The 11372-nt window shown below is 41.4% G+C and carries 11 protein-coding genes and 2 riboswitches; of the genes, 3 read left to right on the top strand and 8 right to left on the bottom strand.

Annotation, left to right across the window (positions count from 1 at the left end):
• Positions 1-12: 12 nt before the first annotated feature.
• From cobK to cobJ, 3 genes are read right to left on the bottom strand one after another with little or no spacing between them, the layout of a single operon-like run.
• Positions 13-783, bottom strand: a complete 771-nt coding sequence (cobK, locus tag ACQV1I_RS06565; protein ID WP_094701267.1) for a precorrin-6A reductase — start codon at positions 781-783, stop codon at positions 13-15.
• The gene (locus tag ACQV1I_RS06560; protein ID WP_116333151.1) at positions 780-1847 is read right to left on the bottom strand and encodes a sirohydrochlorin chelatase; all 1068 of its coding nucleotides are present in this window, start codon (positions 1845-1847) and stop codon (positions 780-782) included. Before ACQV1I_RS06560 ends, cobK begins: the two co-directional genes overlap by 4 nt.
• 13 nt (positions 1848-1860) lie before the next feature.
• Positions 1861-3687, bottom strand: a complete 1827-nt coding sequence (cobJ, locus tag ACQV1I_RS06555; RefSeq protein ID WP_116333150.1) for a precorrin-3B C(17)-methyltransferase — start codon at positions 3685-3687, stop codon at positions 1861-1863.
• Between the two features lie 189 nt (positions 3688-3876).
• A riboswitch (cobalamin riboswitch) is annotated at positions 3877-4070 on the bottom strand.
• A gap of 194 nt (positions 4071-4264) precedes the next feature.
• On the opposite strand from cobJ, the gene ACQV1I_RS06550 reads away from it, so the two are divergent.
• Entirely contained in the window at positions 4265-4828 is a 564-nt protein-coding gene (locus tag ACQV1I_RS06550; RefSeq protein WP_018672811.1) for a nitroreductase family protein, read from the top strand.
• 97 nt (positions 4829-4925) lie between these two features.
• Positions 4926-5444 carry a hypothetical protein gene (locus tag ACQV1I_RS06545; RefSeq protein ID WP_236645687.1) on the top strand — a complete coding sequence of 173 codons (519 nt, stop codon included), beginning with the start codon at positions 4926-4928 and terminating at the stop codon, positions 5442-5444.
• Positions 5445-5619: 175 nt separating this feature from the next.
• Here ACQV1I_RS06545 and ACQV1I_RS06540 read toward each other — a convergent pair whose 3' ends face one another.
• Positions 5620-6192 carry a bifunctional transcriptional activator/DNA repair enzyme AdaA gene (locus tag ACQV1I_RS06540; RefSeq protein ID WP_018672813.1) on the bottom strand — a complete coding sequence of 191 codons (573 nt, stop codon included), beginning with the start codon at positions 6190-6192 and terminating at the stop codon, positions 5620-5622.
• 259 nt (positions 6193-6451) lie between these two features.
• Positions 6452-7018 carry an energy-coupled thiamine transporter ThiT gene (gene thiT / locus ACQV1I_RS06535; RefSeq protein ID WP_094701300.1) on the bottom strand — a complete coding sequence of 189 codons (567 nt, stop codon included), beginning with the start codon at positions 7016-7018 and terminating at the stop codon, positions 6452-6454.
• A gap of 229 nt (positions 7019-7247) precedes the next feature.
• Positions 7248-7359: riboswitch (TPP riboswitch) on the bottom strand.
• A gap of 366 nt (positions 7360-7725) precedes the next feature.
• Between thiT and ACQV1I_RS06530 the strand changes: the two genes are divergently transcribed.
• Positions 7726-7947 carry a helix-turn-helix domain-containing protein gene (locus ACQV1I_RS06530; RefSeq protein ID WP_003334928.1) on the top strand — a complete coding sequence of 74 codons (222 nt, stop codon included), beginning with the start codon at positions 7726-7728 and terminating at the stop codon, positions 7945-7947.
• 66 nt (positions 7948-8013) lie between these two features.
• Here the strand turns inward: ACQV1I_RS06530 and ACQV1I_RS06525 are convergent, their stop codons facing one another.
• The 3 genes from ACQV1I_RS06525 to ACQV1I_RS06515 form a co-directional block, all read right to left on the bottom strand.
• Positions 8014-8937, bottom strand: a complete 924-nt coding sequence (locus ACQV1I_RS06525) for an ABC transporter permease (RefSeq protein ID WP_116333149.1) — start codon at positions 8935-8937, stop codon at positions 8014-8016.
• Complete coding sequence (locus ACQV1I_RS06520; protein WP_236645686.1) at positions 8930-9793, bottom strand: ABC transporter permease subunit; 864 nt, start codon at positions 9791-9793, stop codon at positions 8930-8932. Before ACQV1I_RS06520 ends, ACQV1I_RS06525 begins: the two co-directional genes overlap by 8 nt.
• Positions 9794-9939: 146 nt before the next feature.
• Complete coding sequence (locus ACQV1I_RS06515; protein ID WP_116333148.1) at positions 9940-11355, bottom strand: 6-phospho-beta-glucosidase; 1416 nt, start codon at positions 11353-11355, stop codon at positions 9940-9942.
• Between the last annotated feature and the right edge of the window lie 17 nt (positions 11356-11372).

Genomic DNA, 11372 nt, shown 5'->3' with positions numbered 1-11372 from the left:
CCCACGATATTTTTAGATCGTAGCGTGTGTTTTTATCGCTTTCAAAACGCTATCAAATGTGTGATGCGTTTCTCCGTACACGAGTTTAGGTCTGTCAATCATAATGGTATAGATGCCAAGCTCTAGGGCTGCCTCCAGCTTTTCATCCACTGCGCCCACCTTACCGCTTTCTTTCGTAATCATTGTAGTAACACCAAATTGAGTATACAGAGCGGCATTCAATTCTTTAGAAAAAGGACCCTGCATAGCAATGATATTTTTTTGCTCTACACCTAACTCTTCACATTTTTCCATATTGTCTTTACGTGGCAGCATTCTTGCAATCAAACGAATCTCAGGATCACCTAGCAAATGCTTGGTAAAAGTACCGAGTGTTTTACTTCCAGTGGTTAGCATAACCACGCCTTTTCTGCTTTTTGCTTCCAATGCTGCTTGTTCATAATTTTCCACCAAGAGCACATTAGGATGATCAACATAACTACGGGTCTCCCTCTCAAAACGAATGTAAGGGAGCTGTAATTCTTCTGCGCATGCCATAGCATTTTTAGAAGCTTCCTCTGCAAAAGGATGACTCGCATCCACAATGGTTGTGGCCTTCTGCTCCTTGGCTAAGGCAATCATATCCGCTAGTGGCAATCTTCCTACCCGCGTGGCAATACCTTCTTCCTCCAAGCTTTTTGCAGCAGAATCAGTGACAACCGTTGCCAGTAGATCAACACCTGTTGACTTCAAAAGAACAGCCAATTCGCGTGCATCACTTGTTCCTGCCAAAAACAGGATCATACACGTACCCCCCGTTTTTCATTAGCTTCTGTAGCTTGCGATTCCTTGCTACAGGATGCTTGTTCGTTTTTTGGTATCGGGGTATGACTATGTCCACTTGCATTGTGATGATCATGGTCGTGGTGATGATCATGGTCATGGTGATGATCATGGTCGTGGTGATGATCATGGTCATGGTGGTGATCATGGTCATGGTGGTGATCATGGTCATGGTGGTGATCATGGTCATGATCGTGGTGGTGATGATCGAATACAGCAAGTTTTCTAAATTGACAAAGATCACAGTTGGCTAATGCCCGTCCTTGTAGTGCTTCCACAGAGCGATCTACTACAATTTGTTCTAGCAATTCATGGAAGCCTAACGCCTCGCTCATCGATGCTTGTATATCAGGGAACTCCTGATGAAACTGTTGTAAATTCTCTTCTAGACGCTTTAACAGAATACCCGTAAATAACAAATAAGGAAGGACATAAATTTGCTTAGCTCCTTGTCTCACACAACGAACTAACCCTTCTTCCACTGTTGGATAGGTAACGCCCATGTACGCCACTTCAACGTTACCTACCCCTGTGCTCTCCCACAACAAACGAGCTATTTTACATAGGTCACTGTTTGCGTCCGAGTCACTACTCCCACGACCTACTAAAAGAATGGCACTATCCTTGTTTGCCTGTTCTAGTGGAGTAAATGTGGTTGTATTTTGTAAACGATCTCGCAAAATTTGCACCATATCTTCATGGACACCTATAGGGCGGCCATAGCGAAAATCGACATGTGGATATTTCGCTTTAGCTTCATCTATTTCATGGGGAATGTGTAGTTTTGCATGGGCTGCTTGAAACAGCATTAATGGTACCATTGCTACAGTGGTAGCCCCGCGCTCTACTATTTTTTGCACCCCTTGCATAATGGTTGGTCTGGTTAACTCCAAGAAACAAGTCTCATACAGTGTTACCTCTGTTTGTTCCTTTAACAACTCAGTAACTCGCTGTGTAAACTGTAGAAGATGCTCATTTCCCTCGGCATCTCTGCTACCATGACCGATAAAAAGTATTCCGTTCAAAGAATTCCCCCCCTTAATCTCCACACGGTTCTTCGATTTGCAACGGCGCTATGAATTCCTGATAACGATATTCAAGTACTTGCCCTGTACGTTTAAAGAATTTATGGAATCGTTCATCGATATGACCTTTTACCTTATATTCATCCACGATTCGTTCTACAAGGCCAATAATTTGCTCTTCTGGTACTCCCTCGGCAATGCGTTGTCCAGGATGTGCATTACGCCCAATACGTTTACCACCTAAAAACACATCATATGCACCACGTCGATACACAAGACCAATGTCCTCCATAACCGCACCATAGCATGCCATTCCGCAGCCGTTAAAACCAATTTTTAAATCTTTAGGCACAGCTAGACCATCCAATCGTCTGCCTAATTCTTCAGCTACGGGTATGGATTCATCCTTTTCTAAATCACAAAAATCACATGCTTTTACCTGTGCACTAGCTCCGATCGGAAACAACTGAAAGTCTACTGCTCTTAATTGTTCTGTTACTTTTTCCGGATCTACCTGAGGTAATCGGAGAAGAATTTGATGCTCAATGCTATACATCATTTCTCCGCCATCTTTAGTCAAATCTGCCAAGAGTCGCATTTGTTCAGAGGTAAAATTCTTGCGCGCTACGCCAGGCGAAACGCCTAGCTCTAAAATATCAACAACTCCGCTAAACGGACGTGGTGGAGGAGTGATACCCTGATTAAGCTCTAAGGCTGTCTTTTCATCAACACACGCAAGCGCTTCCATCGCTAGTTGAAAAGCTTTAACCGCTTGTTTAGGAGCTTGAAAGCTCTCCGTTTCTACCTGAAAAGAGTTTTCAGGTACCTGCTCTACTTCTCCAGAGCATTGCCTGGGATTTGAAAGGGCTTCCATTGTCGCTAATGGTGTTGAGTCAGAAACTTGAGCTTCTTGTATTGTAGCTTGTGGTGACGTCGCTACAGTCACTCCACCAGTTGGTTGGCCTTGTTCAGAAGAAGAGCCAGATAACAGATCTCCACTCTCAGGCTGACTGTGAAGCGCCCAAGGCTCTGCCTTCTCCTGTAAACGTTCATGAGGTTTTAGCGGTTGTTCCATACGATTTAACGTATATTTACGTTGATATCCGCGTGGTGTAATGATTTTTTGGTCGTAAACAAAGGTGGTCGTGTTTCCGATGATTACCGTTGTCAACATTCCAATTTCATGCTGCAACATGTCTGCAAGAGTTGTAATTACAACATGCTCACGGTCTCGGTAGGCGCTTTTCACGATTCCTACAGGCGTATCAGGAGAACGATATTTTAATAAAATTTGCTGTGTTTCTACAATTTGTCGTGTACGACGACCACTGCGAGGGTTATATAACGCAATTACAAAATCAGCAGAAGCGGCTGCTTCCACACGCTTAGCGATCGTTGCCCACGGTGTAAGATGGTCACTCAAGCTGATTGTGCAAGCGTCGTGCATGATTGGAGCACCTAATAAAGAGGCGCAAGATTGAATTGATGAAATCCCAGGTACAACCTCCACCTTCACCCCAGTGGATTCTTTCCAGTCTTTTTCTACAAGTACTTCATAGACTAATCCGGCCATGCCGTATACTCCAGCATCCCCACTAGAAATAACGCCAACAACTTTACCTAACTCAGCCAATCTTACCGCTTCTTGAGCACGACTAACCTCTTCTGTCATCCCAGTACGTACGACACTTTTTTCTGAGATTAGTTCTCTAATTAAATCTACATAAGTGTTGTAGCCAATTACCACTTCGCATTCTAGGATAGCCTCTTTTGCGCGATGCGTAATGTGATCATGATGTCCTGGTCCAAAGCCAATTAGTAGAATTTTTCCTTTATCCATCTACTCCAAGCCCCCTATCCTTATTTGCAATCGATCTTACATTTTTATACAATAAAAAAACAGCACTTCCCCCCCGTCTGACTTACGTGAGAAGTGCTGTTATGATGAGCTTGTTATTTTTTGAAAAGGAGTGTCCCCTTCTGTAGCAAAACTGCTCTCATAACACCTCCCCATCTGCCGTAGGTCTGGCGGTGTTGTTAGAATAAAGAGGGTAGCCTGACTCATGGATCGCATCCTGCTCCTTTTCGCCTCCTGAATATTTGTTATATCCAGTGACAAAAGCGGGCTCTCCAATTACAGTGGCGGGACCGTGTTGGATTTTCACCAACTTCCCCATGTGAATCGTTTCTCATGTAACAATTCCTTTATTCCCAAGCTTATGTGATTACTTCTATCATAATCCAATTTGCATTTTATTGTCCATACTTTTCTGTCTAGCCCACTCGGGACTGGACAAGAAGTAAAAGAAGATCGTATACTGACATACTATTAGAAATCTTCTATTTTTATGCAAAGACAAAAACATATTTGAATAAACAGTATCATATTTAACATATTATAGAAAGGTTGTTAAAACATGTCCCTCTTAAACACATTACAACAGCGTCAAGCTATACGTGCCTACGATGGTCGCGATGTAGAAAAGGCAAAGATTGAGCAGTTACTAGAAGCAGCTGTACTAGCACCCAATGATCGCTTGCGAGAACCTTGGCATTTCTATGTTATTCAAGGCGCTGCTAAAGAACGATTTAACCAACTAGCACAGGATTTCTTACTTGAACGCTTTCCTACCAAACCTCATTTAGTAGAAGAGTCCATGAAAAATGTTCTAGCTACCCCTCTCATTATAATCGCTACATCACAAATCGTAGACGGAGACGAAGCTTCCTCGCTTGATAATGATTACGCTGTAAGCTGCGCTATCCATTCTATGTGGCTGATGGCGTCTGAGCTAGGACTAGGTTTTGTGTGGCGTACGCGCGGTGTAGGTCTAGCAAGAGATGAACGTCTCAAAGCATTCTTATCCCTATCCGATCAAGAGAAGGTGATTGGTTCGTTATTCATTGGCTATCCAACTGACGAAGCCACACCTCGTACTACTCGCAAGCCTTTTGCACAGAAAACAACCTGGGTCGAGTAAGATTTTGGCATAATTGAAAAGGTTACATTTTTCCCCGCTTTGTTGTAACATTTTCCTCTCCTGCTACGTATTATTTTTATAGTAGGTGATGATACATATGACAAATCACATGACTTTTGCCATAATGGTAGGCTTGTGTGCGACAGCGGGACTTTTTTTATTTCGACGCGCTGTGATGAGTGGGGATCGTCAGCAAGGTGGATTCTGGATTAATGGCCTAGCTATCGCTATTGCAACTTTGCTGGTTTTGTTCTCAAGCGCCATCGTCGTGTTCCTATTGGTTACGATTCTCTGGACAGTCGGCTTTCTGTTTCCTATGTTTGTCGACAAATCTGATTTCTGGGTACTCGTTTCCTTTGCGGGCGTCTCCTTTTTCATGTTAATGCTGTACGAACTCATTCTTGAACCAGTCCTTTTATACATAATGCAAAGACTACATATCTCAAGAAATTGGAAATTGATACCTGAAATTTTAGCAACTACCTTTATTTTTTATCTCGTGCATACCACATGGATTCCCGGTGTCTTGTTAACTCCATTAACTCCCTTATTTGTTGGTATCCTGGCTGTAACAGTCGATTATTTTTTAGAATGCATCATGGGTGAAAGAAGATAAAACATAGACACGACAAAAAGCACCTCTTTGTGCGCGAATTTCGCAGCACGACAGTAGGTGCTTTTTATCTGTCCTTTCATTGGACAAAAAGGCGCTTCTGCTAGATACAGAAACGCTCAATCTGTTCTTACATTCTTTTTTATATGTATGTTCTACCGTTTTACAACATGTACACTTAGCGTGTTGTTCCTGTTTTGCCCTGTTTCTTCTGCTGTAAGCGGTACTGAGTAGGTGTACAACCTGTTTCCTTCTGAAAAACAGCGGCAAAATAGGCACTATTGCGAAACCCTACCCCGCTTGCAATCATTGAAACATTTCGATCTGTTTCTAGTAGTTGCTTCTTCGCTTCATCCATTCGGATGCGCGTTAAATATTTGCCGGGTGTTATCTTCATGCAACGAGAAAAACAACGCTGCAAATAAAAAGGACTCACATAGAGACGTGACGCCATTTCACGCAGAGTTACGGGTTGGTTATAGCAATCGTGAATCATCTCTAGCAGACGGGTTGCCGCATCTTCTTCCGCCGATTTCCATGTTGGTTCAGATGGTCTACACCGCTTGCAAGGACGAAAACCTGCAGCAATGGCATCGGACGCCGCATAATAAATCTTCACATGCTCTCTTTTGGGTGTCCTTGATTTGCATGACGGTTTGCAAAAGATCCCCGTCGTGCTAAGGCCATAAAAGAATAGTTGATCATAATTTGGATCGCATTCTACTATAGCCTTCCAGAACTCCTCTTTCATCCACGATCCCTCCTAGCCTTCAATCTTCAGTATAACGTAATGTTTTTACTTGTAGTAAGCAACCAAGAATAAAAGAGCAAAATTTCGATAGTTTTTTCTTAATTTCACAATTATGTAACTTTTTCCAATACATATGATTGTTCCATTTCATGTTCTTCTTGATCAATTTACTAACAGAACATTCTTTATTTTACTGATACTAAAAAAGCTAAGAGAAGGAAGCAAGCTCCTTCTTTTAGCTTTTTTACAAATTACTTTATTATATACGTCGATAAGCGCCCGCATTCTGCTGAAACAATTGAGGTGCCCCATTTGCCAGTAGTGTAACTACTAAAGCCGTAATCACATACTCAGGTATCAAATAGGTCGCATTATATATGAGGGAATAAAGCGTTGCAGGTGTTCCTTCCGGGGCATAGCTACCAAACCAGACAGCCCCTGAAGTCGTACGGATAGCCAGACATAACGCGATTCCGACTAGTAATCCACCCCAGATGGATGCAATTTTTGTTGCTTTGTTTTGCGTCTTACTAGCGTAAAGGAACGCACCAAAGCCTAGCATGGCATATGAGAGGGGATAGTCTAACAACATTTGAATAGGATGCACCATCTCGCCGCCAAAAAAGAATTTAACCATGCCTACCAGCGCACCTGTGATTAAACCTGCTACCCAACCACGGCGAAAAGCCAATAAGGCTATGGGTACCATTACCAAAGAAACGCTCCCACCTTGAGGCATAGCAAACAATTTTACCTTACTTAAAATAACAGCAATCGCTGCCATGATAGCTATCTCCATCATGATGACCAATCGTGTTCGTGACATTTCTTCTCCTCCTCGTTCTGATGCAATATGTATGTAAGCAGCAGAAATAGAAAGGGTCCAACTCAAGTTTTTATAGACCAAAAATAAAAATAAGGGCAAATTGTATCTCCTAGTTGGTTGTGAAAAAGGTGTTTTTGATGTTTTACACACAAAAAAACCACCCTTAGACGGATGGTTCTCAACTCGGCGATACAACCCCATCTCGACGATAGAGCTACAGCTTTCGCACTTGAAGTCAGCTACCTCTCCCTCCGCTGGCATTACCCAGTTCAGGTTCTACGGTTAGTAACGCATTCTGTTACAATCTCAGCCGTATTTGCTCGGCCCCCGTTTAGTACACGCTTATTTCATTTTTCAATGTTACAAATTCAAGTAATACCATAACATATTACGAATGTTTTGCAAAGCACATCTTTGATGCAACGTTTTTTCGTTTCTACTGTCCTTTTTCATGGTTATAGGCTATGACTTTGCTTCTACCAATACAGAAAAATTAGGTTGAATAAGTCGAAATGTTTACAATATGTATTGGAAAAACGGAAATTGAGTGGGCCGAGGTACCCACCTCTCACGCTATGAATAGTATGTAAGGCAAAAGCCTAAAAAGCCTGCTACTTCGGCACCAACACACTCCCCCTGACATAGGATAAGGTGACTGTATCCCTCAACCTTGTTCCTGTAGAGCCCACAAGGAGGGGTGGCACGTTTTGAAGAGTAGCGACCAAAGTAAACCGTTATTAACTAATCGCGAAAGAGAAGTGTTTGAACTCCTGGTCCAAGACAAGACCACAAAAGAGATAGCAGGACAGCTCTTCATCAGCGAAAAAACAGTCAGAAATCACATTAGTAACGTCATGCAGAAATTGGGCGTGAAAGGGCGGTCACAAGCCGTAGTAGAATTGGTGAGGCTTGGCGAATTAAAAATTTGACCGCTCGAGTGAAATACCTCCCTTTTCTTCAAATATTTGAAGAGAAGGGGGGATTTTTTCATTACCTTAGACATAAGGGGTCCGATTATATGCTTCTTCATATCGCTTCTTCATTCCATTTACAATTAGAGTAAAACCTAAAATCGCAATCATAAAAGCGGTTAACGGAGCAAAGAAAATCCATTGCTTGGCTTGTAGGAAAGCACGTGCTTGTCCGATTAATCCAGCCCATTCATACGTTTTAGTTAAAAAAATACTCGGATCAAATTGCTGAATCGTCCCACCGATAAACAGGTTAAAAATACCCAATTGTCCCATCAAAGTCATAACCCCGATAATCTCCATAACAAAAAGCATCATAATCTGCTCTTTTAGTTGAGGAAGGATATGCCTGAGCATAATGTGATTTTTGCTAGCCCCAATAGAAATGGCTGCTGTGACAAAATGAGCTTCCTTCAACTGCTCTGTTTTTTGACGAACTGATGATACAACACTTGGAATACCTAGCACTGATACAACAATAATAAAAATCATCACTAAGCCAAACGAAGATAGGGGTGAATTGATATTAATACGGTACAGCAGAAAATATACTGGTAAAAACAGCGGCACATGACCCCACACATTTTCTAGACTGAGCCACCATCTCTGTGGACGATCTGCCATTCCTATTTTGAGTCCGATGATCATTCCTAGCATAACTCGCAACAAGGCACAAGCAATCGTAACAAACAGCGTATATCTTGCACCATATAACAAGGAAGTTAGCATATCACGTCCCCATTTATCTGTTCCAATTGGATATTTCTCTGAGGGTGGTAATGGTGGTGAAACGATGACTTGCGTACCATTTACCTCTACATATTCAGCTCGTACCTGAAAGTCTATATCATATGGAGCAACCATTGGTCCAAAAATAGCAACAATGAATAGCACTGATACAATAAAGAAACCCAACCATAATGAAATTCTACCTTTTTGCTTATTCATAAATAAACCCTCGCTCGAACAAATATAGGAGAAAACGAATAATGGTGTAGACTAGACCTGCGATCAGTAACAAAATACACAAACCAATCACAACTATATTAAATTGGTATGTGCCGAAAATAAATCTCGTGATTCCTGACACATTTAGAAGGTATTCTACAATAAACAAATTAGTCACAGAAATCGAGATCGCTTTCTTTAGATCAGCAATAAAAAACGGTTTTATATTTTTATACATGTGGTGCAATTGAACATGGAGTCCACCGAGCCCCTTAGCAACGGCAGTCCGTACGTAATCTTCTCCCCCGACCTGCTTGTATTTTAAATCAACTAGCTTCACTAAATACAGCATGGGTCCAATCGATAGAACCAAGATTGGAAACCAGATCCTTGAAAAATCCTTGCTTAACGGTGAGATGGTAAGTAGACGGACACCCGTTGTTTTATAGATCGTAACCGTCAAAAATAAAAAGAATAAAATTAAAATAAAATCAGGAATAATGGAGATGAAATCAAGTACTTTTTTTATCCACGTAATAATTCGCCACCTGTGGAGAAACAATCCGAACAGGATACTCACAATGATAGAAACGAGTAAACTGGACAGTAAAAGAATAAATGATTGTTTGGCAAAAGGAAAAATATCTTCTGAAATATTGCGTATATTGGCACCAGATGTATATTGTCCTAAGGTTCCCTGAGAAACATCGTGTATAAGAGCCCCTGTTTGTAGGATTACGTTTTCTGGGGTTATGAACAATAATCCGTCTTCATTAATGGCAAGCATCTGTGGTAACCCTGCCATTATTATCACTAGAATAAGCATGATTATTATTTGTTTTAAAAATTTGAACAATTCTTACACCTCCACTTTGTAAAGAGCGTACTATATCATGAATCAAACTTCCAGACCACTCCATATATTTTATTTTTATTTATGACTTTTCTATCAAAATAATAAAAAGGCGCAAAGGTTATAAATAACCTAGCGCCTCTATCATTTTAGTCTAGCACTTCTCCATTACTAGCAATGACATTTTTATACCAGTAGAAGCTTTTCTTTTTCAATCTTCTCAGCGTTCCCCTTCCTTCATTATCTTTATCTACATAGATGAACCCGTAACGTTTCTTCATCTCAGCAGTGGAGGCACTAATTAAATCAATTGGTCCCCATGTTGTGTAACCAATCAGGTCAACACCATCGGCAATCGCTTCTTTCATTTCAGCAATATGATCCTTTAAGTAAGCAATACGATAATCGTCCGCAATGACGTCTCCTTCTTCCACAACATCAACTGCCCCTAATCCATTTTCAACGATAAACAGTGGTACCTGATAACGATCGTACAAAATATTAAGTGCGATACGTAGACCTTTCGGGTCGATTTCCCATCCCCAATCTGTTGCTTTCAAGTACGGGTTTTTCACTCCGCCCATGATTAGATTTCCATCTGTTGCGCCAGCTTTTTCAGGGGTTACTGTTGCAGTTCTACTTACATAGTAGCTAAAGCCTAGATAATCTACTTTATACGTGCGCAATAGCTCTTCGTCGCCTTCTTCTATGACGATTTGAATATCATTTTCAGCAAAATAGCGCTTCGTATAGGATGGATAGTATCCTCTCACTTGAATATCGGTAAAGAATAATGTTTCCCTATCTGTTATAAATGCTTTCCATACATCTTCTGGATTACTTGTTAGTGGATAGGTTGGCAAATACGCTAGCATGCAACCAATCTGAGCATCAGGAATGATCTCGTGGCATGCTTTTACAGCCAAAGCGCTTGCAACAAACTGATGGTGAGCCGCTTGATACATCGTATTCTTCTCGTTCTCACCTTCTGCAAATACAAGTCCGCCACCCGTAAACGGTGCATGTAGCACAACATTAATCTCATTGAAAGTCATCCAGTATTTCACTTTATCTTTGTAACGTTTAAAGAGTGTTTTAGCAAACCGTTCATAGAATTCAACTAACTGACGGTTTCTCCATCCCCCATATTGCTTCACCAGATAGAGAGGCATCTCATAATGAGAGATCGTTACTACCGGCTGAATACCGTGCTTACGAATTTCATCAAACAAATTATCATAGAATTTCAATCCTTCTTCGTTTGGCTCAAGTTCGTCACCATTCGGGAAAATTCTTGTCCAAGCAATCGAGGTACGGAAGCATTTGAAGCCCATTTCTGCAAACAAGGCAATGTCTTCTTTATAGCGATGATAAAATTCGATAGCTTCATGATAGGGATAGAACCCTTCCATTGATTCATCATGCGGGTACATAATGCCTCGTGGTGACACATCTGCTGTTGAAAGTCCTTTACCACCCTCTTGGTATGCACCTTCTAGCTGATTAGCTGCTACCGCTCCTCCCCATAGAAAGCCTTCTGGAAATTTCTTCACGATTTGCTTCATAACTTGTTTCCTCCTTA

This window comes from Brevibacillus sp. JB24b (assembly GCF_051713385.1).
GTDB classification, from domain to species: Bacteria; Bacillota; Bacilli; order Brevibacillales; family Brevibacillaceae; genus Brevibacillus_B; species Brevibacillus_B laterosporus.
This window is presented reverse-complemented; position numbering and strand designations above follow the sequence as displayed.

Coding starts and splice junctions, on each gene's coding strand:
- cobK (WP_094701267.1), bottom strand. CDS start 783: ATGATCCTGTTTTTGGCAGGAACAAGTGATGCACGCGAATTGGCTGTT.
- ACQV1I_RS06545 (WP_236645687.1), top strand. CDS start 4,926: ATGACAAATCACATGACTTTTGCCATAATGGTAGGCTTGTGTGCGACA.
- ACQV1I_RS06515 (WP_116333148.1), bottom strand. CDS start 11,355: ATGAAGCAAATCGTGAAGAAATTTCCAGAAGGCTTTCTATGGGGAGGA.
- ACQV1I_RS06540 (WP_018672813.1), bottom strand. CDS start 6,192: ATGAAAGAGGAGTTCTGGAAGGCTATAGTAGAATGCGATCCAAATTAT.
- ACQV1I_RS06525 (WP_116333149.1), bottom strand. CDS start 8,937: ATGAATAAGCAAAAAGGTAGAATTTCATTATGGTTGGGTTTCTTTATT.
- cobJ (WP_116333150.1), bottom strand. CDS start 3,687: ATGGATAAAGGAAAAATTCTACTAATTGGCTTTGGACCAGGACATCAT.
- thiT (WP_094701300.1), bottom strand. CDS start 7,018: ATGTCACGAACACGATTGGTCATCATGATGGAGATAGCTATCATGGCA.
- ACQV1I_RS06550 (WP_018672811.1), top strand. CDS start 4,265: ATGTCCCTCTTAAACACATTACAACAGCGTCAAGCTATACGTGCCTAC.